This window comes from Thalassococcus profundi (assembly GCF_003344785.1).
GTDB lineage: Bacteria > Pseudomonadota > Alphaproteobacteria > Rhodobacterales > Rhodobacteraceae > Puniceibacterium > Puniceibacterium profundi.
Map to the genome: position 1 here is coordinate 252,062 of NZ_QPMK01000003.1, position 24,969 is coordinate 277,030.

Genomic DNA, 24,969 nt, shown 5'->3' on the forward strand with positions numbered 1-24,969 from the left:
CTGGTACCACATTCAGAACGTCAACTCGCTGCACACACGTTACGAAAGGTTCATCAAGCCGTTCTGCGGGCCGGCGACGAAGAACACCCCCAAGAAAATTTGCGGCGGCGACCAAAATGCACGGCCTCGAGCCGAGGCGGACCATCGGCTCGCCGATGAACGAATCCTTGTGGAGCCCGACCTCGGGTACTTGCCTGTTGGGGATAGGGTCGTGGCCAAGTTTCCGAACGCCAAGACCTCGGTCCGCTGCGTGGCCAGCGTCGCGGCCTTAGTGTGCCAAAGCGGCGTGGACGTCCCTATGAGCAAGAGGGCAAAATTAGCTGACCACAAGCTCTTGAGCACAACTTATCTGTTGTGTAGTTGCGCACAACAGATAAGTTGGGTACATTGAGGGATGGCAATGAACGGAATCACTCTAAACGAGAAGGAAGCGCGGGAAACGCGCGCCCGTATTTCTCGTCTAACCAAGGCACTGAGTTCGGAACACGCTATGGAGCCGGTTGTTGCCGGGCTGCCGCCCGAGGTGATTTCTCAAGTCTCGCGCATGATGAAGGCCGAGCGCGAGCGCCTGACCCAATCAGTCGAGGCATACGAAGAGGCCAAGGACACCCAACGCCCCACCGCCCTTAAAGCACTGGTAAATCGCGACCTTGGGCTGATGCTCATTGTGGCGAGGATCGCCAACGGCTTTTCTCAGAAGGACTTGGCGTGGCGCCTCGGCGTGAAGGAGCAACAGGTCCAGCGGTGGGAAGCTGAGCGATATGGGCAGATCAGCCTCAAGAATTACCATCGCGTGGCGGCGCTGCTCGGCGTGCGCCCGTGGGCAGACATGTCCGACCAACCGGAGCTCCGCGGGTTGGACAAGGTCATCGATGGGGTGTCGAAAGCCGAAATCAAGAAGATCCTCAAGCATGGGCGCGAGAACGGCTGGTTTGCCGAGGACTTCACCGAGGCAGAACTTCGTCGCTACATCGCGGAGAACCGGATCGACTTTGGAAGCCCCGGGCTTCTCCGCACTGGCCTCAACGTTGTGGATCACACTGAAGACGTCATGCTCCACGCTTGGCGCGCCAGGGTCACAGCACGGGCGCGCGAGGTATTCGCGGGCATCGGAGACGTTCACGAGCCGCTTGAACTCAAGTGGATTCCCGACCTGGTCCGCCTGAGCAAAGAAACTGACGGGCCGCTCCAGGCAGGGGAAGTACTCGCCAGCCACGGCATCGTCTTGATTGTGGAGCCACAGGTTCCCGGTCTCAAGATCGACGGCGCGGCGTTCATCGTGGATGGGAGACCGGTCATCGGAATGACCGTCAGAACCGACACGGTGGACAACTTCTGGTTCACATTGATGCACGAACTTGCCCACGTGACGCTTCACTTCTCAACCGGCCTGGCCGTAGGCTTCTACGATCAAACGGACCAAGAGACATCGGTCGATGAACAGGAGGAGGAGGCTAACCGCTTCGCGTCTAACTTGCTCATACCAGAAGAACGCTGGCGGCGCTCTACTGCCCGCATCGCGAAGTCGGCTGCGGTCATCGAGCGCTTCGCCAACGAGTTAGATATCCATCCGGCGATTGTGTTCGGGCGGATACGCAAAGAACGGGGCGAGTGGTCCCTGTTCGCAAACAAGATCGGGAGGAACACCGTGAGGAAACTGTTTGTGGGCGAAGCCCAGAAAGGAAAGAGTGATGCTCCCATACTACCCCGCCCTCAGGGCTAAACCCGGCGAGTTCGCTGCCTGCGGTAGGCTGGCCGCCCGTTATCAGGGGCACGTTTGCCCTCGCTTTGTGGTGCCGCCTCCCTCCGAGCCAGACCCCGAAAAAGGGCGCATACCAACGCTGGATGAGATCGCCTACATGATGGGTGAGCGCCTCGGAAAGAGCTGGCCCCACCAGCGTGCGTTTCTTGACCCGCAACTCGCAGCGGCCTCCCTCGGCGACGAGGGGGTAGCGACGCTCTTCCGCATCGCCACGGCCGTAAACTCCCGCCTGCTTCCGGTCCTGACGATCGCCGATCTGACCAACCCGGCCCGCCAGGCACTCGTTCAGGACGGGAACGTTAGGGCGGGCATCTACATGGACTTCGAGGAAGTTGATCCCACCGCTTTGGTCGAGGCGGTGGAGAAGATGGGCGTCCGGTCGGAACACTGTGTCCTATTCGTGGACTTCACCGGGGCTCCCCTGGGTGCCGACTTCGCGCCTGCTATCGGCGAAATCTTCGATCAACTGGACGGCGTGGCGCGGTGGAGCAAAATCGTCTACCAAGCGTCGGCATACCCGGACAAGCTGCCGGTTGGTGCCAACGAGCGCACGTTGATCCCCAGAGCGGAGTGGACCACCTTCCAGGCGGCCCTTAAAGAGACTGGCGTCCAACCGGATCGACTGGCGTACGGTGACTTTGGCGCAGATTGCGGGCGGATGGTGTTTCCGAAGGGCAAGGGAGGCGGAAGGCCGAGGCCGCACCTGCGCTACACCGGCAAGACCCACACGTTGGTGGTGAGGGGCAGCGATTCGGGAGCTTTCACGCCGACGATGCGCGAAGTCTGCAAGCAGATCATCGAGAGCAATGAGTATAACGGCAGGGGCTTCTCACCTGCGGACGACCGTATCTGGCGAAACGCGAAGGGGCTGACCGAATCTTGCGGCGACGCGACTGGATGGCGGGAACTGAACACGGCGCACCACTTGGTCAAGATCGTTAGGGACTTGGGCGCCATGTCGGGCATCGAGTTTGACGAAGATTTGGTGGCAGAATACTCGGAACAGGGCGTACTTCTATAGAGTATAGCAACAGCCGAAAACTGGGGCCCTGTTGGATCATTGAATGTGACAATTGGCGGTGTAGCCTGCGCCCTGAAAAGTGGTCCTCCCTGAGGTAGGCTTTCGAGACCGATGGAGGACATAAGCCTGTGCTCAAGGGTCAGCAGGCGGCCGTCAGCGGCCATTCTCAGCCCGAGGCGATGCTGCAACGCAGCATGAAGGGCTGATGGGCGCGACACTTCTGAGTTCGCCCAGCTTGCTCACTCTACCCTGCACCTGCGGAGTCTCCGGACATGATCGGTGGTTAGTGTTTTTTCAGTGGGCTGCAAAGCCGTCGGCGCGAAGGGTGAAGGTCTACCCATCGCTGCGGTGGGCTCAAGTCGCTGCTGTCGGAACGGCCAAAAGCTCAAAAACGCAAATCCCGCCGTGCTTCTCGTCAACCACCCGCAGTTCCACTATAGGTCTGGTCATCGGTGCATCAAGGGTCCAAGTTCGTTCCGCGAAAAGACTCAGGGAGTCACAGAGGCCATCGCCTTCTACGCCACAATCTGTGGCTTGACGTGGGCGCAAGACAATCGAAAGAAGATTGATGTCGATCCACGAAATTGAAGACGTAAAGCAGCTCAGAAGCGCGCCAAATGATCTGCCTGAAAGTTTGGCGAATGTTGTGGAGTACCGAAAGTCTGGACTTAGCCTAAACCATGTAGTCGGCTGCCCGCTCGACTGTGGCTATTGCGTCCGCCATCTTTTCGGAAATTTTGAGATGAAGCGGCCCCATCTCATAATGAGCGATGAGCAGGCCGTTGATGAATTACTGCGGCACTGGGCGTTTGTTCCTCACAGGACGCCGCTCCAAATATTTAATCGCGCAACGGATCCATTCCTGCCCAACGTGAAGCCACACCTGCTAAATAGCCTTTCGCTTTTGGATCAGCGCGGGCTCACGAACCACATCCTTGTAATTACTCGGTGGAAAGTCACTCCGGACGACGTCGCCAAGCTTGAGCGTCTCCAAAATCTCAAGGTCACCGTGTTAGTTACTTGGTCGGGGATAAATGACGTCCGACTTGAGCCAGTCGATAGCGAGTTCGCCGAAAGGTCATTAAAGGTTCTCGCAGAATATAAGTCGCGAACAAAATGCATTCTATATTGGCGCCCTATCATCGCTGGCGTGAACGACACAGACCACTGCATTGCGGCGGCCAGCGCATTGTCCCAGTTGGCCGACGCCACAGTGTTCACGGGGCTGTTCCACAGGGAACAAATACGGGCACATTTTCGATCTTCGGGCGTTGAGGACCTCTACAATGACGTGCCCCGTCGGAAGATTCTTCCCCGAGAAGTCGAAAAGCGCGTTCTGAAAAAATACACCGGCGCTCCCTTGTTCCGAAAGACATCATGTGGCGTTGCATTCGCTCATGCTGAAGCCGACTACAATGGACACTTCGGCATCACAAACATATGTAATATCTGCCCGCAAGAACAGATTTCGCTATGTGCCAGTGGACATCAGATTCCGTTATTCGAGAAGGTGGCACCCCTCGTCAAGTCGGTCGGCCTCAATCCCTCTCGGATCGAGATCCGCGCCGGAAACGTCATCGTAGAGGGAAGCACCGAGCAACAACGTTATTATGTCCAACACTCTCTGGGGTTTCAGGTGCACGATCGTAGTCAACCGCATCTGCCGGGACGCCATGGTCGTGCGGAGGAGGGATGGGAGTGAGTAAACGGATGTGGGCTGTCGATGTTGAAGGAAGCGGAAAATCACCGCCGGAAATTGTCGAATTGGCTATCGCAGAAATGGACAATTTTAAGTTGACTGGTCGAAGAATGCACTGGCGATTCAAGCCGAAGAATGGGATTTCACCGATCGCAGCTCGTATCCATGGGATCTGGGACGATGACGTGGTGGATGCGCCGGAACTTGAGGACGCCGCCGATGACATACTGATGTGGCTCGAAGACAGGCCAATCATTGGGCACAATGTCAAAGTGGAAGTCGACCTTCTCACTGAAGCCCTATCGGGATGGGTGCCCATTGCGGCATATGACACGCTAAGGGTGGCCCGGCGCTTGCTTCCGAACGAGGAGAAGCACGGCCTCGAGCATCTCGGTTCAAAGTTGGGACTGACCGCTTCAGCATCGAAAATAGCCGGAGGGAAGGCGCACTCAGCACCTTTCGATGCTGTGCTGTCTGCGCTCCTACTCGAACACATGCTGCGTAAACGGTCGGAAGGAGATCGGCGCGAAATTCTCTTGGACGCCGATATACTCGGTGGAGCCCAAGGAAAGCTACTATGAGCGATAAACCATTCCGCATTGCGGTCGCTGGAGCTCATTCCACCGGGAAGACGACTTTCCTAACCGAGCTTAAAGACATTCTCCAACGCGATGGCTTAAAGGTAGCTTACATCCACGAAAGCGCGGGCAAAGCAAAAGAAAAGGGCTTTCCAATTCTTGCCAACCATACCTTCGAAAGCACCGCTTGGCTTATAGCTCGGACCATTGAAATGGAGACTGAAGCAAGCCTTTTCTTTGATGTCGTTTTGGTGGATCGACCTGTTGCTGATGCTCTGGGTTACCTATACGCTGCTCTTCGTCACACAAATCGGATAATCTCCTCGGATCGGATCGCAGCATTGGAGAGCATTTGCGAAGCGTGGTCAAAGGAATATGACTTGGTCTTCTTGACTAAGTTGGAAGATTCGGTGGGCCTTGGGGAGGGCCGTGATCGAGATGAGGTCTTTCGTAGGCTGGCCGCAGACGAAGTTCGTCGTATCATTGATAAGCTCGTCCCAAGTCGGCATCTTCTCAAATTTGGTCACATGGAGGAGGCGGTGTCGTTTGCTCTGGACTGTTTCGACAATCATCGGAAACCATAGATGCGCTTCTCCGGTTCAATAGAAAACCGCGCAGCAAAAGAGAAGGCCATCGATTTGGCAGGCGAGAGCCGCACGGGCCTTGGCTGCATGGCGCTCACCGGCATTTATGGCGAAGTGGAGAGAAAGCAGGCAATTGGGACCCTTCACACTGCCCTCGATTATGGGGTGACGTTGTTCGATACGGCTCCGCTCTACGGCAGCGGAGCAAACGAAGAGCTGCTTGGAGATGTGATAGGCTCTCGAGGAGGGACGACAATTGTTACGAAATTTGGCCTGTATGCAAATGCCCAAGGCGAGCTTTTTCGCGATAGCCGCCCGGAAACGATCAGGTCGTCTGTCGAGTCTTCGCTCAAGCGCCTAAAACGAGATCGAATTGATCTTTTGCTTCAACATCGTACTGATAGCCGGGTCCGCGTCGATGAAGTGAGGGTTTGTATCAATGACTTGATCTCTGAAGGCAAAGTTGGGGCATTTGGGTTGTCTTGTGTGACCTCGAACGATATTCTATTTTGGTCGAGAGATGGTGGATTGGACGCAGTTCAGAATGAGCTTTCACTGAATACTGGTTCCAAGAGACGAGAGATCGCCATCGCGGAGGAGGAGAGTGCTATATATATGGCTTTTTCTCCATTGGCGCGCGGTATTTTGACTGGATCAAGAGCTTCGCAGCAGGGTGATATACGCATGTCAATGAACGGCTTTCCGGCGCTAAGGGATTCCTTTCGCCTTCAAGCAGAGAAGCATCGCGCTACTATTGACTTGGAGGGAGGTAGTCACGCCCGTCAAGCGATCGACTGGGTGCTCGCCCAGGGAAGTAATGTAGTTGCTATACCTGGATGTCGGACGCCCAACCATGTGGCCGAAATCTTTCGTTAACGGAAAATACTCCGCAAAGTATATCTCCCTGTTTCGCCGTTTTGCTAAAGGTCCGCTTCGGGGTGGGCCAGAACGGGCCGCGCCGAGGCGTGCATTGCCGCACGGGCAAAGGCGAGCCGTGCGTCATGGTCAAAAAGGGCTCTGAGCCGACCTGGGGCGGCGCGGAACACTGACCCCGGCGCCGTGTGTCAAAACCAATATCCTCGGCCCACAGCCGCCAGTCGCAACGCTCGGATGCTGCGCGACAGCACCAATTGAAGCGGTCATTCGTAGTTAGCAGATTTTTGCGCCAAGATGGTCTGTAGGGGGCTGAGCTGCATCCTGAACCGAGCGCTTGCGATGCACAACGTATCGAAATATTGACCTTAGTGGTCTGTTGCGGGAAATTCTTGCTGGGTAACATCGAACGGCTATTCTCGTGTTCGCCGCCTCCCTTTCCATTACGAGCTACTTCCCCCAGCTTTGGTAAAGCCGAGCGCATTAAGTCTGGGAGCGAGCTCTCTTATGTTGTTGGATGGTACACCCAAGACAAATAGATCACGCGCCCTGGTCAGTGCAACGTATCCTATTTTGCCAACCTCTGTCGCGGTCCCACCGAGAAATTCGTCGATATGCTTACGGTTGCAGATGTATAAAACGCCCCTGATACTCTCGCCTTTCACTTTGTGAACCGTGGAAACGCGGAAATCTGGAACATCCTCCATTCCCAAGTCTGCGGACCGCATAAGCGGCTGATTGAAGATTTTTCGTTTCGCCAGTTTTCTTTTCCAGTTGCTCCCAGCGCTCAGACCATACTCTGTCAAAAGTGTGTCGAGCAGGGCAGCTGTGCGCTCCAGAAGAGCAGGCTGCCAGTCGGTGTCCGCCACAAGAGATGCGTGAGGCAATCCGCCTGCCGCGTCCTTAACAAACGCCCACAGTGTCCTTCGAAGCAGATGAGAACTCCGTTTATCGCCGCCCCGGCGTAGGAGGTCAGAGAGTAAATCTCCATGACCTTCATCCAGCAAGCCAAAGACACCAGCGCAGCAAAGCTTAAAAGCTTCGTCGGAGCTACCGAACTTGTCGCGCTGGATCGCGGCGCGCACGAAGTATCGCAAGACACCCTGCCCTTGTTCACCTTCACCGCCGGCCCAACCGTCAGCCCATTTCGCTGATCGACAGAGCACAGCCGCATCCGCCACCCCTATACCTGCCCGATCCAAAAGTTCCGCAAACGACTTGAGCGCGCTGTCTTTCTCTTCCTTCTTGTACGCGAAATAATACGCACCCGACAAAGTTCCCGGTTGCTTTCGCTGAGGCTTGTCATCGCGTCCTGAGAGTTTATTCGCGATCATGACGATACTCGGGACCGATCGGAAGTTGGTCTCGAGCATTCGCCCCTCAACGTCTTCACGATCCGCGAACTTCGCGAGAATTTCACCAGTCGCACCGGAGAACTCATAGATACCTTGATTAACGTCCCCGATCAACGAGACCTGCGTTCCGGCACCTTGTAGAGCCATAAGGATCAGCTGATGTAGCTTTCCGATGTCTTGCGCCTCATCAACAAGGATGTGCGGGTAACGGCGAGCCAGCGCGCGGCGGATTAGGGGCTGACTCTTGAGGACGCGAAGAGCCCAAAGACTCCCCAGTGTATGCGAGTAGGCACCGACCCGCGCCAGCTTCCTGATAGCTTCATTGGCAGCATTCAAATCAACGATCGTCTTCGCCGGCCCTACCTCAAATTGAGGAGGGCCTCCCTTCTCAATCTTGAGCTGCAGCGCGGACGTCGGTTGTGGCCTCTTTCCATCCCAGACGGTGAAATTTGCGAGAAATGGCTCACTACCATGCACCAGGAACGGCGTTCTGGAGCATCCCATAACAAGGTGCCCGTGGGGGCGAATAATATTCGAAGTGATGAAGGCGTCTACCGTGGCTATCTCGACGCGGCCGATGCGGCTACCACCTGCCTCTGCTTGAAGTAAGGCATTATAATCCCGGTTGAAAGTGTCGACAGCCACATTCGAGAAAGACAAAAGGGCGACGTAGCCATGGCTATCGTCGAGGCGCTTGCGCATAGAAGCGAGCCGCCGGACCGCGGTCGCAGTCTTGCCGCTCCCCGCACAGGCACTGACGGCCATGGGTACGAGTGGCGCGTCTACGATCTCTCTCTGCTGCGGAGACAGATCGATCATGACTTGCAAGCATGCATTACGGCATCGCTAATGTATTTCGGAATTTCGATCTCCAGACAGTTATTTTCGATCTGTGCTGCGAGCGCCTGCGCGAATGCACCCTTTTGAATATTTGCTTTACCTTTGGATCGTTCGAACATACCCGAGAACAGCGCCATCGCTCGGTCCCTATCATCCGCCTTCGATGCGACCTCGATTTCAAGATCGGTTCCGATCTGGGGATGCAAGTCCTTGAGGGCCAACAGCATGGGCATTCTGTTCTTTTCGTGAAGACCGAGGTCATACTCAAAAGTCTTTTGGCCGTGAAAGACTTTAACGAACTTGTCTTCTTGACCCTTCATCAATGCCGTGTTGCTTGAGATCGTGATGGCCTCATTAGCAGATGGATAGTGAGGCTGCTTGTTGCCTTCCTCATCTGTGATGACGGGATCTGCGTCTGTGATGATGGCAACAGGTATCTTGATCGCCGTTTCACCGAACAGTGGCATGAAGGAATCGAAGTTCAATCCTTCGACACTAATGAGGCTGACACCATGGTTGCGCAAATCACAGCCCATCTTCTTCGCCAATAGGTCGACCATCAAAAGCTCGGCGGTACCCTCAACAAAGATAACTCGGCGTGCGAAGAAAAATTCCGCACGAGTCACATCGAGGTAGCGCTTCAACTTCTCCTTCTTGCCCTTCCTAAAAATTATCGATCTGGGATGGAAGACATCCACTCCTGTTTCGGTCTCTACCAAGCATTCGACGGCGTCGAGATCAGCTATGCTGGCAAAGTTTGGAGAGTGACTTGTAACAAAAACTTGGACGGGCCGCTCGCCTTCCGCGACTTTGATGTCGGACAGGTACCGCAATAGAACGGCCTGTAACTGCGGGTGAAGATGCGCTTCAGGCTCTTCAACGATTAAGCTACGGTAGGCCGATTCAGCGTTCTTCGCGAGTTCACTTAGGGCCACTGCCATGTAGATCAGGTTGTTATAGCCGAGGCCGTTGCGCTCGATTTCGAAGCTGTCGACAAGGAGTGATAGACGCGAGGCGAGCTTGGTAAAATCAGATCCGCTCAATTCAACCGCCAGCATCTGAGCCAATTGATCGCCCAGCATGCTGTTGTGACGCATGGTTATCGCTTCTTGTGTCTCAACAATCGCCTTGAGCGCCTTAATTTCCGTGTCGAGGTGTGCGAGTTTCTTCGCGATTTGCTCTTTTCCCTCCTCATCTGAAAGAAGATGCAATAAGCGAGACAGCTGACTTGTACGGCTCGGGCGAAGGCCAAGTTCTGCATCGCGCAGCGGCTGTAGGTAAACGCTGCGCAGGTTTTCCAACATGGTTGCCGTCATCGCGATGTCATGATGGGCACCGCACACCCTCCTCGGCCTTAACCGTCCGGATTTATCCGCGTCGCCATAAGTTACCCGAAGGTGGGCTTCTGACTTTCCCGCTTCATCAGCCTTCAATCCGTGCAAAAAGTCGGCTTCATCGTCGAGAGACAGGTTCTTGAAGACATAGTCGAAGCAAACATCACCCGTTGCCGTGCCACCCTTAGGGAGGTGGACGTCATCGACGCTGAAGCGCGGATAGGGATCATCGGTTCCGGCGAGTAGAGACCTTAGAGCGTCAACTACGGCTGTCTTTCCGATATTGTTCGGGCCAACGATGATATTGAGCCCCGGCTCGAATTCCATCGTTGCCTGTTTAATGCGGCGAAAATTGTTGATCGTAAGCGATGCCAGATACATGAGGTCCCTAATGCGGCCGCAGCATTGTGAGCTGTTGTTGACCCAACTTGCCCTAAGACCAATGTGTTGGAAAAGGTTTTTCGATGCTTTTTCTTGGCCTTCCAGCACGCCAACGGGACTTCATGGGGCTTGAAATTCTGCTTCCGCCGGCCGTGGATTTTTCAGCGCAGGCGCAGCGAACTTCCCCTTTCCGTCCATCTTGGCGATGTGAGCGCGGGCGCAGGTACGATCCATAGACCTGTTGAACGGTGGATTGGACTCGCTCGCCTGACCAGCACAGTCTGCGGAGGTTGTGAGAAACAAGGACGGCACATGCCACCCTTTGCTTCTTGTGTCCTTGCTCGCTTACCGTACTCGCCAGCTACGCAGTGCCGCTTCTATGCGCCCATAGGCCTGCAGCATCTCGTGGTGCGAGTGCCTTCTGTCGCAGCATTGGTGGCCGTAGGTATCCGCGCCGGTATGTCTTATCTCATAGCCGAATGCGAGGAACGCTTTGCGTGCCGCCTGGGTTAGGGGATCCGGATGTCTCGCGGACGTCATCACCGTGATGCCTGCGATCTCACGACCGCATTGGACGTAGTGTCGGTCGACCCAGACGAGGGCCGACGGTAAGCGGTATTTCTGGACGAGCCAGAGCGTGACATCGCAGATGTCTTGCTCGAGACCGAATTGCTCAGGATAGACACTCAGACGGCGCTGTCTCGCGATCTGAAGGGCACATCGCGGCGCGGGCTTACCCGGCATGGCAGAACCTCGCGAGCAGTTCGCTGACGCGCGCGCCGTGCCATCGTGTCATATCGGACGCCGGCAGGCTGCGCTCGTGGCTGATCCGGTCGAGCGCGGAGGGTGCTTGCTCCGACAGAATGCGACGGATGTCGCGCAGCGCCTGTTCGACGGCATCGGCATCCGGGAACCGTTCGGAGATCGCACCGTGCAGATCGCAGAGAGAGTCGAACCCGCTCCGGTCGTCGAGCGCATCCAGGAGGTCGCAGAGGCCAGCGCCGTGCCGGCGCAGGTGATCCTCTGTCCCTGCCACTGCGTTGAAGCGAGCCTGGCTGGCTTCGAGTTTAGTGGAGTTGAGCATGATTTTCTCCCTTTCATGCATGAAGAACGGTACTGGTTGTGCCTGATTCATCGGCGTCATGGTCCGTGCGTCGCGGGGGAGAGATGGGTCGGGCTGGCTCCTTTCGGTTGGTGAATTGCGCGTGTGTCTTGTCCTGATGACGAGGACATTGGCCATTCTCCGGGAGCACGAAGGAAAAAGTGATAGGCTGGCCGATTTTCCTTATTGAGCGGCTGCGTCACGCCGGCCGCCGCGCTGGACGCGTGACGGCCGGGGGCGAGCATCAGAGGATCCGGCTGACTTCGCTTGGAGTGATCCCCGCGCCGCGCAGCACATCATCGAGACCGTCAGCGAGCAGGCAGAGCTCGGGCACGATCGGGTCCTCGGGCTCGAGCAGGTCGAAGCATCCTTCGCTTCCCCACTCATCTTCACCGGCCTCATCCAGGAACAGGATCGCGCGCAGCTGGAGGAGCAGGCGCCGGAGACGGTGGGTGATCGACCCGGGCTGTTCCAAGCCGTCGCGGATCGCGTTGAGGAGCCGCACGCCGCGCCGGTCTGCGAGCAGAACGGCTGCATTGCCGAGCGCCTCGTCGTGATGAGAGAAAAACTCCCTCAGCGCCAGTTCGCCGGCCGACATCGAGCGGGCTTCGGTGCTGGTGTTTAGTCTCGAATGAAACATGGGGACCTCCTTGTGATTGTTTCGTCCGGGCTTCGTCCCGGGTCAGGAAGGAGTGGAGGTCCGCTGCGCACCTCGTCGCTGCGTCGCGCCCCGCGAACGGCGGGCCCCGAAATCAGCGAAGGGTCAGATGTTGGATCGTCAATACTGTGGGACACCTCGCTCGTTTCGTCTGTCACAAGCGAGATTGGCCGGATGCGCCGGAGGCGAAGCATTTTTCCGGGTAGTTAGAAAAAAATTTGCTTCGTTCCCGCGGCGTCTTCGCGGTCGCTCGCAGCAATGAGAATGTCTAAATTCGGGTGTAGAAATGCCGCCCCGATTAACACGGGGATGACGCCTACGTGCACGAGGTGTTCAAGGCCAGCACCTTAGGCACGATGGTGTCAAAAGCCGAATAGCGTAGGTTTGCAGGGTCGAGCGGCTCGCCCCGCTGTGCCGTGACCGGAAAGTAAACAAACGGCAAACACGGCACCAGAATGAGTGAGCTTGTTGACGGAAATTTCGAGAGAATCCTGAAAGTATCCGCAGGCTGCGTCCGCGAAGCGAGCGCAGCCTGTCCGATCATGACCCGCGCGGATTGTGGGGAGGGCCTGACTTCCAACCGCGGTTCGCGAAGAACGTGCTGCTGCTACAGCCGCGTGCCGCCAGATATCATCCTACGAGCCTTTTCGTGCCAAGATCCCGGCGGAAAGAACCTTCAGTTCATCAAAAAATGTGTTCAAACTTTCTCCCGTCCGCTCCGCCAGTATAGATTATAAATATATGAAATCGTTAGTTATTTTTTTCATTAAATTTCCCTCCCTCCATCTTTCCCGCCATAAAGCCTGCCGCTTTTGGCCACTACCTGCAATGCTACGCATCTGACGCTTCGGTCGCGAGCCGATCTTCAGCAATTGCGAGCGGGTCGACACGCCGGGTCGCCAAACTTTCGAGAAAAATCGTCTGCATCCCGTCCTCATGGACGCTATAGACGCAGTTAAGCCGAGCGGACTGCAAATCGACGTAGTTGGCATCGGCGCTCGACGAGCGCTTCTCTTTCGGAGCAAACGAATGGGCCGCTCGGGGCGCAGACGTACGCACGACCCGTCGTTCAGCCAGAGACGCCCCTTTTTCTTCTGCTTTTGTGGGACCTTCAGCCCTTCACGTCGCCAGATACGTTCGACCCGCTTGTGGTTCACATGCCAGCCCGCGTTGTTGAGTGAGCAGGCCCGTCACCATGCGATATCCATAGCGCCCATACYGATCGGCCAGTTCAATGATCTCGTCGGTCAGATGCTTCTCGTCAGCCCGCCCCTGCGGCACCTTGCGCTGCGYGGATCGATGCTGCCCAAGCGCACGGCAGGCGCGGCGCTCAGACACGCCCAACTCCTGCCGCACATGGTCGATGCACTTGCGGCGACGCGAAGGGCTCAGAAGTTTCCCTTTGCCGCCTCGGTCAGGATCAATTTATCCAGCGTCAGGTCAGACACCGCGCGTCGCAGCCGCTGGTTCTCCTTCTCCAGCTCTTTCAGGCGCGCAAGCTGTGACCGCTGCATCCCGCCATAAAGCTTACGCCATCTGTAGAACGTCTGCTGCGTCACACCGATCTGGCGCACTGCCTCGGCAATCGTCGCCCYTTGTCCTTGCAGAATTTCAACCTGCCGAAGCYTAGATACGATCTCTTCGGCCTTCTCTCGTTTCCCAGCCATCGCTGATCCTCCAATTGCGGGACAAAACTATCCTAGTTGGTGGACCACTTTCAGGGGGCTACTCCAGTGCCGGGTTTATCTGGTGCGCCTGCAGGTAGTCGCAAAGCTCGATGGCCCAGACGGGGTTGTGCAACGGGTGGGTCTGCAAGCGGTCGCCTTTTTGCGGGTGTCCGTGGGCTGGTCTGATCGCGATCTTGCGTTGCCGATGCGCGCTCAGGCAACCCTTATGATGGGAACGAGACCCACCGGACCCGGGCCTTCAAGGCGGGTCCCCGGCTGGCGATGCGGGGTCGCGCTGTGCCTGCCGCCAGCCCCCTTGTCGGCACAGGCGCGCATCCGTAGCGTCAGACCATGTGGACACGCGCCCGGATGCATTTTTTGGTTGTGCTGATTTCGGCGCCCTTCGGCGCCGCGGAGGCGCAGGAGGGATTGAACGCGCTGGGCGCGGTCGGGGGCGCGCGCGCCTTTTCGGGGCACGATATCGAGGTCGGCGAAAACCGCTTCGCCCTGCGCGGGGTGACCTGCCCGCCGCCGGACACGGACAAGGGCCGGCGGGCAAAGGCCCTGGCCAACACGTTCCTGCGGATGACGGGGACGATGGTGTGCAAATCCGAGGGCGGCGTTGGCGACTGCACGCACCGCTCGTCCAGCGGCATCCGGGACTTGTCTCGGGTGATGCTGAAGACGGGGCTGTGCTGGACGGAGGACGCGTGACCGGTGTGCAGGTCAGCGACGGACTGGAACACGCATCGTCGCGTGCGACCTGTGCCTTCGGGGTCGTCACATCGGCTTTGCTGCCTTGATGGGTCCCCAGGCGCGCCGCAAAGATTGCAAAGCGGCACCTTGGAACAATCGGGTGGCACGCGCCGCGCAAGGTCGATGTCCGCGTTCGGGACAGGTCGCCAACGGGGTGCGTTGGACGACAGCCGCCTTTCCGGCTTTATCCGGGGTCCCCGAGGGCGGCGATCTGGTGGCGCATGATCGCGAGAAAATCTCCGGTCTGCGGACGGCCGGCGAGGGGCGAGAACACCAATGAGCGCAGACCCATGTCGCTGGCCATGTCCAGCGCGTCGGCGGGCGGCTCGGCCTCCCAGATCAGGATGCGCGCGCCGGTGTCCTGCTTCTTTGCCTCGAGGTCCTGCCATTGCGCCGCGGTCGGCATGGCGCCGGCCTCCCACTCCATCGCCGCGATCTCGAGCCCGTAGGCGCGGGCGAAATACTGATAGCGCGGGTGCGTGGCGAGGATCGTGCGGCCCTGCAGCCCGGCCAGCGCGGTTCCGGCTTCCGCATGCAGTGCCTCGAGTTCCGCCACAAGGTCGGGCAGGGCGGCCGTCACCGTGTCGCGCAGCGCCGGGATGCGCTGCTCCATCATGGCGGCCAGCGCCCGGGCCTGCTGCGCGGCCTGATTGAAGTCCAGCCAGGTGTAGCTGGCGGTGCCCTCGTGCGAGTGTTCGCCGTCGGCGCCGTGGCTGTGGGTGATGGACTGCGTGGCGATGTAGCTGTCCGAAAAGGCGGCAGAAGTGTCGATGAGCCGAGAGCGGGGCAGGGTGGTGCGGGTCGTCCAGGCGGCGAAGCCGGCGCCGTTCAGGGCAATGACCTCTGCCTGCTGGATCGCGGCGATCTCGGACAGGCCGGGACGCCAGAACGACGGATCCTGACCTTCGGGCACCGGGAACAGAACCTCGACCGCATCGCCGCCCAGCTGTTCGGCCATCCAGGCCAGCGGATAGTTCACCGCGGCCACGACCGGGCGGTCCTGTGCGCCTGCCGCGGAAGCTGCGAGCGCAGCGGTCAGCACAATCCGCTTGAGCATCAGTTCGTCTCCTGCCCGTGGGCGATGTCCTCGGGCGTCAGCAGCCAGTAGTCGGAATGGCCTTCGCTGACGTCGACCTCGATCATCAGGCCGGTTTCGGACGCGCCGTCGGGCAGGGCAAAGGAGGTTTCTCCGCCATCGCCGATCGGCAGGGTCAACAGCAGGGTGTCTTCGGCGTCGCGCACCCGCACCTCGCCGCCGGTGGGGATGCGCCCGGTGGAGAACGTGCTCTCCACCGTGACCGTCCCGCCGCTGACCGAGGCGAAGACCCGCAGGTCGTGCGCCGCCGCGGGCAGCGCCGCGGCGAAGCTTAGTGCTAAGACAAGCGATCGGATCATTGCGTCGCCCAGGGTTCGAAATGCACCCAGATCACCGCGCCGAGTTCGTGCGCCTTGTCCTCGCCTTCGTATTGCATCGGTTCCTCGGCGGTGTTGAGGGCGGCAAAGCCCCACCAGCCGGACGTGGGCGCGGCGTAGGTAAAGACGCCCTCGGAATCCGCCTTGACGGTCTGGGTGATCATCAGGTCGGACGGCGCTGCGGCGCTGCCGTCCTCGTTGTAATACTCGACCTCGACCTCGGCATAGGGCACCGGTTCGCCGTCGAGCTTCACGATGCCCTGGAAGACGTTGCCGGCCCAGAGCGCGAAGGGTTTCGACAGCGGCACGATCTCGGTCTTGAGGCCCAGTTCAGCGTCCCATCCTGCGTCATCGCCATAGGCCGACACGTAGGTCTTGGTGAAATGGGTGATGAAGGCGTCTTCCTCGGGTTCCCAGTACGGCTTGGGCGTCATGGAAAAGACATGCGTGCCGGGCCGCTCGAAGCGGTATTCGGTGGCAAAGCCCGCGTCGTCCATGACCTGCGTCTCTTCCAGCGTGTCCAGAAGGGAGGTCGTTTCGCCCTCGTGCGTCACGGTGAATTCCTTGGGCATCTCGAGCACCATGCCGAGCCCTTCGAACGGGTGCGAAAAGGACAGGGTCAGGTCCACGGACCGTCCCTCTTCCTGACTCAGCATGTTGTCCGAGGGGATGATCATCCCGTAGTGCGCGCCGGCTGCAGAGGCACATGCGGCCAGTGCCGCCGCGGTCATCAAGGTCTTCATATTCGTCTCCCTTTCGGTGTCATTCTTTTCAAACGACCAATTCTTCAGACGGCCAGGAGCCAGGCAACGATACCGTCACCATTCGCTATCACAGCCACGACAAAGCACGCGGCAATCGCGATCACGGCGGATAACAAGATCGCTATCTCTGCCGCCGCGAGCCGCAGGATCACGAAGCGGCCCGCGCCGAGGCGCCGGGCGGTGGCCATCTCGGGCGCCCGCAGGGTCCACGACAGGTACAGCGTCAGGCCCATCGCCGCGACGGCAGCCACCCCGATGATCAGCGTCACCGCATCGAGCAGCGTCGCGATGCGGAAGATGCGGTCGACCAGCCCCGCCACGATCTCGGCCGGGACGGCGATCTGCACCGGGTTCTCCGGGTCGAGGTAGCGGCCCCGAAGGATCGTGCCCGAGCGGATGTCGTTCGGCACCACCAGCACGGCGGAGAGCGGGTAATCCTCGGCGGCGCCGTGGAAATGGAAGCTGTCGATGTTGTCGGGCGTGATGCGCTGGAACTCGGTGATGGCGGCGCTGGCGGTGACGTTGCCGTCGGCATCCGCCGTCACCACGTCGTCATGGCCGTGGCCGATCCCGGCGATGACCCAGGCGGTCTTGACGTCGGTGAAGACCGCCTCGTCGTCGGGGGTGCCGGTGGCGGCCAGGACGCCGGTGATCTGCAATTCCAGCGGATAGACCCCGTCGAGGTCGAAGAGGTTTTCGGGCGCGGAGACCACGCTGTCGCCCGGACCCAGCCCCAGCCGTTCCGCGACCTGGGCGCCCAGCACCGCCTCGCCCAGAAGGGCGATCTGGCGGCCCGTCGCCAGCTCCAGCCCGCGAAAGTCGAAATAGTCGAGCGAGGTGCCGACGATCCGGGCGCCGTTCGTCTGGAACGCCGTGTGCAGTGGGATCGGCAGGGCGAGGCCGCTGTCCCAGACAGCGTCCTCCGCGGCGCGAGTGATCGGTTGCGCGCGGTCCTCGGAGAAGTAGACGGCGCTCATCACGAGGTCGAGCTGGCTGCCGCGGGCACCCAGCACCAGCGGCGTCGCTTCCGCGCGGCGGGTCAGCGCCTCTTCGGAGCCGCGCAGGAGTGTCTGGGTCACCATCGGCACCGCGAGGATCAGCGCGCCGACCAGCACCAGCACGAGGCTGCGCGCCCAGGTCCAGCGCAGATGCGCGAAGGCGAGGAACAGCGCGTTCATGCAGGTCGTCCCTCGGGGACGACCGATTGCGCCTCGGGCGCGGTTCGCTGCCTCAGCGCCGCGAAGTCGATCACCCGGTCGAACCTTGGCAGCAGGCCGTGGTCATGGGTGACCGCCAGCACCGTGGCCTGCATCTCGGCCGCGCGGTCGAAAAGCAGGTCGAGGATGGCCTCCTTGGTTTCGGGGTCGAGGTTGCCGGTGGCCTCGTCCGCGAGAATGAGCGCCGGTCGCGTCACCAGCGCCCGGCAGATCGCCACCCGCTGCTGTTCGCCGCCGCTGAGCGCGTTCGGATGGTTCTTCAGCCGGTCTGCGATGCCGCAGGCCTCGGCCAGCAGGCGCGCCCGGTCCCGCGCCGCGGCATCCAGTTTCAGGCCGACGCCAACGCGATAGGGGTAGAGGATATTCTCGAAGGCATCGAGGTAGTCGACCAGCGCGAAGTTCTGGAAGATGAAACCGATCCGCCGCGCCCGGAAGGCCCGCCGCTGCCCGTCGCTTTGCCCGGCGAGGTCGGTCCCCGCGACGGTGAGCCTGCCGCCATCCGGCACCGCGAGGCCCGCGAGCAGGTTCAGCAGCGTCGTCTTGCCCGTGCCGCTGGGGCCGATCACCGCGACCCGCTCACCACCCGCCACCTGCAACTCGGGCACCTGCAGCGTGAATCCACCGCGGGGATAGGCGAAGGACAGGTCGCGCGCGTCGATCATGTCTCTTCCTCGGGGTCCGCCGTATCCTCTGCCTGCGGTGCATCGGCGTTCGGCTCGATCGTGCCGGCATCGGTTCGGTCGACGTCCGTCAGGGTGAAGCCGGTGATCTTCCAGCCGTCCGCGACCGGCTCGAAGACCAGATCGGCGGCATAGGCATTGCCGCGCATGTGCATGTGTTCGGCATGGCCCACCACACCCAGCACCCGCCATTTCGCCGCAACATCGACGCGCGCGCCGTCGGTCCGGGCGGACATGCCCGTGAGTTCGATCTCGTGGATCTCCTGGTCCGGGTTCAGCCCGCCGCCCGCCATCGCCCCGACCCGTTCGAGGTAAAGCTGTTCCAGTGCCGGACCCGAGGCCACGTCGTCCAGCCGGTCGTAGATCGCCGCCTCATCGGTCTGGCCGAAGGCGTCGTAGACCGTCGCCAGGATCTCGGGCAGCAGCAGCGGGCTTTCGCGCGAGAATTCCGCGGCGGACATCTGCCGGGGCGCGTCGGCGCCGTCCTTGCCCACGGACAGGAAGACGGCAGCCCCGGCGATGACCGTGATCCCCACGACGGCTGCGGCAAGTGCTCTTGTGTTCACGATGCTTCGCTCTCGCCGCTGGTTGCGCCCCGATGTCCCATGCGAACCGTAGATTGGCGACCGTGGAAGGCAACCCGAAACGCGCCCGGCCGCCCGGGGTCGGCGGGAGATTGGAGGGCGACCGGACCTTGGCGCGTTCGCTGCATCACTGAGCGGATGCGCCCTCGTGCCGGTATTCCCGCGGGACGCTGTCGGGCAGAATGCGCGAATAGACCGAGATCAGGTGCCGGTGCATCGCCTCTGCGGCGAGGTCGGCGTCGCCGGCTTCGATGGCGGCGACGATGATGTCGTGCTGGTGAAAGCTGGAATAGTCCTCGGCGGGTTTGCGGGTCTGGCGCGGCTGGCCCCAGATGATCGACCGCCGCACCGCGTTCAGGGTCTCGAAGAAATAGAGGAAGAGCTGGTTCTGCGTGGCCCGCGCGATGGCGTGGTGCAGGTTGTTGTCCCAGGCCTCGTAGGCCCGCCAATCCTCCGCCTCTCGGCAGCGCAGGGCGCAAAGCCGCATCTGTTCGCGGTCCGACCGCGTCGCGTGGCGCGAGGCGAGGCGGCAGAGTTGCGGTTCGATGCTGAAGCGCACGGCGACCACCTGTTCGGGTTTGATCTGGTCGCCCAGATAGGTGACGTCCTGTAGGTTCAGCACCGGCCGCGACCCGACGAAGGTGCCGCGCCCCACGTGCCGCCAGACCCGCCCCTGCGCCTCGAGCTCGGCCAGGGCCTTTCGCAGCTGGTTGCGCGTGGTGCCCATGGTCTTGCACAGGACCCGCTCGGGCGGGATGCGGTCGTTGTAGCGGTATCCGGTCTCGTCGATCAGGGCGCGCAGCTTCTGCGCGAGGTCGGTCGTCTTTGTCATGATCCGCCCAATGTCGGTATTGGTTGATTGAATGTGACGGTAAGTCAGCGAAACATGGATGGGAAGAGGAGACCGGTTCGCAGAGTCGCAGGCCACCGCCGACTGGCTCCGAACGGTTACGATCAAAGGGAGGACCGCCGCGTGCGATTGGCAACCATTTCCGTGGACGGCACAGATGTCTGCGCCGCGTACCTGGCCGATGGCCGCCTGCTGAACCTGTCGCAGGTGGCGGCGTCGATGCAGGCCTTGATCGAAGGCGGTCCGGCGGCGCTGGAGGCCGCGCGCAAGATGTTGGCCGAGGCCGAAGAGGGCGCACACGACGACGCGGTGGTGGGCGGCGATGCGCCGTTGCAGGCGCCGATCCCGAACCCGCGCAAGAACGTCTTCTGCGTCGGGCGCAATTATGCGGAGCATATCGCCGAAGGGGAACGTGCGCAGAACCTCAAGATCGGCGTGACCGAACACCCGGTGTTCTTCACCAAGCCGCCGACCTCGGTGGTGGCGCCGGGCGGCGATGTGCTGATGTTTCCCGAGGTGTCGACCTCGGTCGATTACGAGGTCGAGCTCACCGTGGTGATCGGCACCGCGGGCCGCAACATCTCGAAGGCCGACGCGATGAAGCACGTCTTCGGCTACACGATCCTCAACGACATCACCGCGCGCGACATCCAGCGCCGCCACGGCGGGCAGTATTTCAAGGGCAAGGGGCTCGACGGATCGTGCCCCATCGGCCCCGCCATCGTGACCGCCGACGAGATCGCCAACCCGCATGCCCTGTCGATCGGGCTGAGCGTGAACGGCGAGACCCGCCAGGACGGCAACACCAGGGACATGATCTTCGACATTCCGACGCTGATCGCATCGCTCTCCGAAGGCCTGACGCTGGAGCCGGGCGACATGATCGCCACCGGAACGCCGTCGGGGGTGGGCTATGCGATGGACCCGCCGCGTTTCCTCAAGGATGGCGACACGGTGGTCTGCGACATTTCCGGGATCGGGACGCTCAGCAACACAGTGCGCTCCGTATAAACCCTCGCTGCCCGAATGCGGTGCAAACGAGGGACGACACAAAAGGGAGGAGAACCAACATGATCACCAGAAGAACATTCACCGCCTCGTTGCTTTCGGCGGTTCCGGCCACGGGCCTGCTCGGACGGGCGGCCTTCGCGCAGGACATGCGCGACATCACCTTCGTCCAGCCCAGCCCCTCGGCCATCAACTCGTTTCCGGTCTTCACCGCCATCGGCGAAGGCTTCTTCGCAGAAGAAGGCCTGAACGTCACGGTCGAGGCGATCAACGGCTCGGGCGCGGTGCTGCAGGCGCTGTCGGCGGGGCAGGCGCATTTCGGACGGCCCGGACCCGGCCCGCTGCTGGCCGCGCGGACCCGCGGCGTCGAAGCGGTGCACATCTACAACGTCGCCGCGCGCAGCAACTTCGGCATCGCCGTGCAGGAGGACAGCGAATACACCAGCATCGAGGACCTGCGCGGCAAGGTCATCGGCACCGGCACCGCGGACGGCGCCGAGGTCGGCTTCGCCCGCAACGTGCTGACCGGTGCGGGGATGACCGAGGGCGAGGATTACACCTTCCTCACCGTCGGCGACGGCGGCCCGGCAACGGCGGCCTTCCTCAACGGCGAGATCGACGCCTATTCGGCCTCCACCGCCGACACCGCGATCCTCAACCAGCGCGGCATGGCGGTGCGCGACATCACGCCGGCGGAGTTCAACCGCTTCTTCGGCAACGGCATCGCGACCATGGCCGACACCATCGCCAACGACCGCGAACTGGTCGAGAAGTGGAGCCGCGCCTTTGCCAAGGGCCATGCCTTCGCGATGGACGACGCCAACCGGGAGACCGTGCTGGCGCATCTGGCGGCGGGCAACCCGCAGGAAGGCGAGGACAAGGAGTTCCAGTCGGCGCTGTTCGACGCGGTCCGGTCAAAGACCGTGCCCTCGGACGATGCCCCGTACATGGGCTGGTATCCGGCGGAAGTCTGGGAGGAATGGCAGCAGGCGCTGGTCGACGGCGGAGAGATATCCGGGCCGCTCGACGATCTGGACGCGGCCTGGACCAACGAGTTCGCCGAGATCGGCAGCGAGGCGGTCGGCGGATGACCAGTGCTGCCGCACATGACTATTCCGGCGTGCCTCAGGGCGCGCCGGTCTATGAGCTGACGAATGTCAGCAAGACCTACGCCCGCAATCAGGTGGTGGCCCTTCAGGACGTGAGCCTCACCCTGCGCAAGGGCAGCTTTACCTCGGTCATCGGATCGAGCGGCTGCGGCAAGTCGACCCTGCTCAAGATCATGGCCGGGCTGATCCCGCCGACCAAAGGCCGGGTGATCCTGCAGAACAAGCCGGTGACCGGCCCGCGCCGCGACATCGGGATGATGTTCCAGCAGGCGACGCTGTTTCCCTGGAAGACGGCGGCCGAGAACATCGTCCTGCCGATCGAGATCCGCGACGGCAAGGCCGCTGCCAAGAAGGCGATGGAAGCCGCGCACGACCTGCTCGAGATGGTCGGCCTCAAGGGCTTCGAGGATGTCTATCCCAACGAGCTTTCGGGCGGCATGGCGCAGCGCGCCTCGATCTGTCGTATGCTGATCACCGAACCGGCGGTGCTGCTGCTCGACGAGCCGTTCAGCGCGCTGGACGAGCTGTCGCGCGACCTGATGAACATGGAACTTCAGCGCATCTGCCGCGAGCAGAACGCCACCGCCTTCCTCGTCACCCATTCGATCCAGGAGGCGGTGATCCTCTCGGACGATATCGTGGTGATGAAACCGCGCCCCGGACGCATCGCCGAGGTGGTCCCCGTCGACCTGCCGCGCCCGCGGACGCTGGACATGATGACAACGCAGAAATTCGGCGAGATCGTCGACCGGATCCGGGCGATGCTGGACAAGGGAGAGGACATGTGACCGAATTTCAGACCAACCACCCGACCGACGAGGAAACGGTGCAGGAGACCGTCTGGGAGCAGGAGGTCGCCTTCATCGACTCGGTTCCGCGTTCGGTGGCGATGACCTTCGTCTTCGTTGTCTTCATCGGCACCTGGCAGCTGGTGACGGCGCTGGGCATGGTGTCGCCGATCATCCTGCCGACGCCGATGGAAACCTTCAAGGACATGATCTTCGTCGGCCAGAACCTCCTGACCGGCGGCTACATGCTCGACTCGCTCTGGATCACCATCCTCGAGGTCATCTACGGCTTTGCGCTGGCCATCGCCATCGGCTTCTCGCTGGGCGTGCTGGTGGGCGAGACGGCCTTCGGCGAAAAGGCGGTGATGCCGTACCTCGTCGCCATCGACACCATGCCCAAGGTGGCCTTTGCGCCGCTCTTCGTGGCCTGGCTGGGCTTCGGCATCGAATCCAAGGTGGCGCTCGCGGCTTTCATCGCGACCTTTCCCATCGTCGTGGGCACCGCGGCGGGGCTGCACGCGGCGGATGAGAACGCCCGGATGCTCTTCAAGACCATGGGCGCCAGCCGGATGCAGACGCTCATCAAGATGAAGCTGCCCACCGGCCTGCCGCAGATCTTCACCGGCCTCAAGATCGGTGCGGTGGGCGTCATGGCCGGGGCGATCACTGGCGAGTTTCTCGGCGGCGGCAAGGGCTTCGGCGAGCTTATCCGCGTCGCGGCCTCGCAGCTCAACACGCCGCGGGTGTTCTCGCTGATCCTGTATCTCAGCGTCGTCGGCCTGGTGCTGTACCTCATCGTGCAGTGGACTCAGCGCCGGGTGGTGTTCTGGCAGAAGGAAACCGTGGGGTCCTACGATGGCTGACGCCGGCGCGATCCCGGCGGAGGGTCTGCGCGCCTTCGTGGCCCGCGCGCTGGAAATGCAGGGGGTGCCGGAGGCGGATGCGGCGACCGTCGCGGGCCTCATGGTCGAGGCGGACATCTACGGCTACGGCACCCACGGCGTGTTCCGGCTTCGGCAGTACCTGGCACGGCTGAAGGGCGGCGGCTGCAATCCGGCGCCCAAGGTTTCGGTCGTGCAGGACACCGTCGCCACCGCAGTGATCGACGGCGACGACGGGCTGGGGCACCTCGCCATGGCCACGGCGCGCGATCTGGCCATCGAAAAGGCCCGCGCCGCCGGGATTGGCTGGGTCGGGGTGCGGCGCGGCAATCACGCGGGACCGCTGGCGCTGTATGTGCGCCCGCAGGCCGAGGCGGGGATGCTGGGCATGGCCGCCGCCGTGGGCAGCGCCAATCATGTGCCGCCCTACGGCGGGACCGATCTGCTTCTGGGGACCAACCCCATTGCATTTTCCGCCCCGGCGGAGGGGCCGGACCCCTTCGTCTTCGACATGGCGACGACCGTGGCGGCGATGGGCAAGATCAAGACGCTGCTGCAAGAGGGCCAGCCGATGCCCGAAGGCTGGATGGTCGGTCGCGACGGTCTGCCGCTGACCGATCCCGGCAAACGCTCCGAGGGTTTTCTGTTGCCCATCGGCGGGCCGAAAGGCTTTGGCCTGTCGGTCGCCATCGGCCTGATGGCCGGCGTGCTGAACGGCGCGGCCTTCGGGTCGGACGTGGTCGATTTCACCAGCGACACGACCTCGGCAACCAATACCGGGCAGTTCGTCGCGGCGCTCGATCCGAAGGCCTTCGGCATGGGCGACGGGTTCGCGCGGCAAGCGGCGCGGGTCTTTGCCGAGATGCGCGCGTCCGAGCCGCTGCCGGGCCACGATCCGGTGCGCTTGCCCGGCGACGGAAAGACCGCCGCCGCCGAGGCGCGCCGCCGCGACGGGCTGACACTGACGCCCGGCCTGCGCCGCGATCTCAATGCGCTGGCATCGGACTACGGTTTGGAGCCGCCGTTTCCGGGAGAGGCCGCCGGGTAACACCGGATCCGCGCCAA

At 61.2% G+C, this 24,969-nt stretch carries 23 protein-coding genes and 1 pseudogene; 12 read left to right on the forward strand and 12 right to left on the reverse strand.

The window, feature by feature from the left end:
• Nucleotides 1–400: 400 nt before the first annotated feature.
• The 6 genes from DU478_RS05450 to DU478_RS05475 all read left to right on the forward strand — a co-directional run bounded on the left by DU478_RS05450 (nucleotide 401) and on the right by DU478_RS05475 (nucleotide 6,520).
• The gene (locus tag DU478_RS05450) at nucleotides 401–1,723 is read left to right on the forward strand and encodes an XRE family transcriptional regulator (protein ID WP_199488290.1); all 1,323 of its coding nucleotides are present in this window, start codon (nucleotides 401–403) and stop codon (nucleotides 1,721–1,723) included.
• On the forward strand, nucleotides 1,692–2,783 hold the full coding sequence (locus DU478_RS05455; RefSeq protein ID WP_114509933.1) for a beta family protein: 1,092 nt from the start codon (nucleotides 1,692–1,694) through the stop codon (nucleotides 2,781–2,783). The genes DU478_RS05450 and DU478_RS05455 overlap by 32 nt, the downstream gene beginning before the upstream one ends.
• 568 nt (nucleotides 2,784–3,351) lie before the next feature.
• A complete protein-coding gene (locus DU478_RS05460; protein ID WP_233501118.1) occupies nucleotides 3,352–4,485 on the forward strand; it encodes a radical SAM family protein in 1,134 nt (377 codons plus the stop codon).
• Nucleotides 4,476–5,063, forward strand: a complete 588-nt coding sequence (locus tag DU478_RS05465) for a 3'-5' exonuclease (protein ID WP_233501119.1) — start codon at nucleotides 4,476–4,478, stop codon at nucleotides 5,061–5,063. The genes DU478_RS05460 and DU478_RS05465 overlap by 10 nt, the downstream gene beginning before the upstream one ends.
• A complete protein-coding gene (locus DU478_RS05470; protein WP_114509935.1) occupies nucleotides 5,060–5,644 on the forward strand; it encodes an AAA family ATPase in 585 nt (194 codons plus the stop codon). The genes DU478_RS05465 and DU478_RS05470 overlap by 4 nt, the downstream gene beginning before the upstream one ends.
• A complete protein-coding gene (locus DU478_RS05475; protein WP_114509936.1) occupies nucleotides 5,645–6,520 on the forward strand; it encodes an aldo/keto reductase in 876 nt (291 codons plus the stop codon).
• Between the two features lie 440 nt (nucleotides 6,521–6,960).
• Here the strand turns inward: DU478_RS05475 and DU478_RS05480 are convergent, their stop codons facing one another.
• From DU478_RS05480 to DU478_RS05505, 5 genes and pseudogenes are all read right to left on the reverse strand, one after another.
• Nucleotides 6,961–8,691, reverse strand: coding sequence for a UvrD-helicase domain-containing protein (locus DU478_RS05480; RefSeq protein ID WP_114509937.1), 1,731 nt, complete (start codon nucleotides 8,689–8,691; stop codon nucleotides 6,961–6,963).
• On the reverse strand, nucleotides 8,688–10,427 hold the full coding sequence (locus tag DU478_RS05485) for an ATP-dependent nuclease (protein ID WP_114509938.1): 1,740 nt from the start codon (nucleotides 10,425–10,427) through the stop codon (nucleotides 8,688–8,690). The genes DU478_RS05480 and DU478_RS05485 overlap by 4 nt, the downstream gene beginning before the upstream one ends.
• A 733-nt stretch (nucleotides 10,428–11,160) precedes the next feature.
• Complete coding sequence (locus tag DU478_RS05495) at nucleotides 11,161–11,571, reverse strand: hypothetical protein (protein WP_147276319.1); 411 nt, start codon at nucleotides 11,569–11,571, stop codon at nucleotides 11,161–11,163.
• Between the two features lie 202 nt (nucleotides 11,572–11,773).
• Complete coding sequence (locus DU478_RS05500; RefSeq protein ID WP_114509941.1) at nucleotides 11,774–12,169, reverse strand: hypothetical protein; 396 nt, start codon at nucleotides 12,167–12,169, stop codon at nucleotides 11,774–11,776.
• A gap of 1,052 nt (nucleotides 12,170–13,221) precedes the next feature.
• A pseudogene (locus tag DU478_RS05505) lies at nucleotides 13,222–13,854 on the reverse strand (IS3 family transposase); the annotation flags it as partial.
• 369 nt (nucleotides 13,855–14,223) lie between these two features.
• Here DU478_RS05505 and DU478_RS05510 point away from each other — a divergent pair.
• Nucleotides 14,224–14,568, forward strand: a complete 345-nt coding sequence (locus tag DU478_RS05510; RefSeq protein ID WP_147276320.1) for a hypothetical protein — start codon at nucleotides 14,224–14,226, stop codon at nucleotides 14,566–14,568.
• Nucleotides 14,569–14,794: 226 nt separating this feature from the next.
• On the opposite strand, the gene DU478_RS05515 is transcribed toward DU478_RS05510, so the two are convergent.
• From DU478_RS05515 to DU478_RS05545, 7 genes are all read right to left on the reverse strand, one after another.
• Nucleotides 14,795–15,667: a metal ABC transporter substrate-binding protein gene (locus DU478_RS05515; RefSeq protein WP_114509943.1), complete on the reverse strand. Its 873-nt coding sequence runs from the start codon at nucleotides 15,665–15,667 to the stop codon at nucleotides 14,795–14,797.
• Nucleotides 15,667–16,005: a hypothetical protein gene (locus tag DU478_RS05520; RefSeq protein WP_114509944.1), complete on the reverse strand. Its 339-nt coding sequence runs from the start codon at nucleotides 16,003–16,005 to the stop codon at nucleotides 15,667–15,669. The genes DU478_RS05515 and DU478_RS05520 overlap by 1 nt, the downstream gene beginning before the upstream one ends.
• A complete protein-coding gene (locus DU478_RS05525; protein WP_114509945.1) occupies nucleotides 16,002–16,766 on the reverse strand; it encodes a DUF4198 domain-containing protein in 765 nt (254 codons plus the stop codon). The genes DU478_RS05520 and DU478_RS05525 overlap by 4 nt, the downstream gene beginning before the upstream one ends.
• Before the next feature lie 44 nt (nucleotides 16,767–16,810).
• A complete protein-coding gene (locus tag DU478_RS05530; RefSeq protein ID WP_114509946.1) occupies nucleotides 16,811–17,965 on the reverse strand; it encodes an ABC transporter permease in 1,155 nt (384 codons plus the stop codon).
• Entirely contained in the window at nucleotides 17,962–18,666 is a 705-nt protein-coding gene (locus DU478_RS05535) for an ABC transporter ATP-binding protein (protein WP_114509947.1), read from the reverse strand. Before DU478_RS05535 ends, DU478_RS05530 begins: the two co-directional genes overlap by 4 nt.
• Complete coding sequence (locus DU478_RS05540; protein ID WP_147276321.1) at nucleotides 18,663–19,250, reverse strand: hypothetical protein; 588 nt, start codon at nucleotides 19,248–19,250, stop codon at nucleotides 18,663–18,665. Before DU478_RS05540 ends, DU478_RS05535 begins: the two co-directional genes overlap by 4 nt.
• 145 nt (nucleotides 19,251–19,395) lie before the next feature.
• On the reverse strand, nucleotides 19,396–20,100 hold the full coding sequence (locus tag DU478_RS05545) for a FadR/GntR family transcriptional regulator (protein WP_114509949.1): 705 nt from the start codon (nucleotides 20,098–20,100) through the stop codon (nucleotides 19,396–19,398).
• Nucleotides 20,101–20,241: 141 nt separating this feature from the next.
• Here DU478_RS05545 and DU478_RS05550 point away from each other — a divergent pair, with 141 nt between their 5' ends.
• Genes DU478_RS05550 through DU478_RS05570 form a run of 5 tightly spaced genes read left to right on the forward strand, consistent with a single transcriptional unit; the run spans nucleotide 20,242 to nucleotide 24,952 of the window.
• The gene (locus DU478_RS05550) at nucleotides 20,242–21,129 is read left to right on the forward strand and encodes a fumarylacetoacetate hydrolase family protein (RefSeq protein WP_233501120.1); all 888 of its coding nucleotides are present in this window, start codon (nucleotides 20,242–20,244) and stop codon (nucleotides 21,127–21,129) included.
• A 59-nt stretch (nucleotides 21,130–21,188) separates the two neighbouring features.
• Nucleotides 21,189–22,217, forward strand: coding sequence for an ABC transporter substrate-binding protein (locus tag DU478_RS05555; protein ID WP_114509951.1), 1,029 nt, complete (start codon nucleotides 21,189–21,191; stop codon nucleotides 22,215–22,217).
• The gene (locus tag DU478_RS05560; RefSeq protein ID WP_114509952.1) at nucleotides 22,214–23,023 is read left to right on the forward strand and encodes an ABC transporter ATP-binding protein; all 810 of its coding nucleotides are present in this window, start codon (nucleotides 22,214–22,216) and stop codon (nucleotides 23,021–23,023) included. The genes DU478_RS05555 and DU478_RS05560 overlap by 4 nt, the downstream gene beginning before the upstream one ends.
• Complete coding sequence (locus DU478_RS05565; protein ID WP_114509953.1) at nucleotides 23,020–23,886, forward strand: ABC transporter permease; 867 nt, start codon at nucleotides 23,020–23,022, stop codon at nucleotides 23,884–23,886. The genes DU478_RS05560 and DU478_RS05565 overlap by 4 nt, the downstream gene beginning before the upstream one ends.
• Nucleotides 23,879–24,952, forward strand: coding sequence for an Ldh family oxidoreductase (locus tag DU478_RS05570; RefSeq protein ID WP_114509954.1), 1,074 nt, complete (start codon nucleotides 23,879–23,881; stop codon nucleotides 24,950–24,952). Before DU478_RS05565 ends, DU478_RS05570 begins: the two co-directional genes overlap by 8 nt.
• Nucleotides 24,953–24,969: the final 17 nt, after the last annotated feature.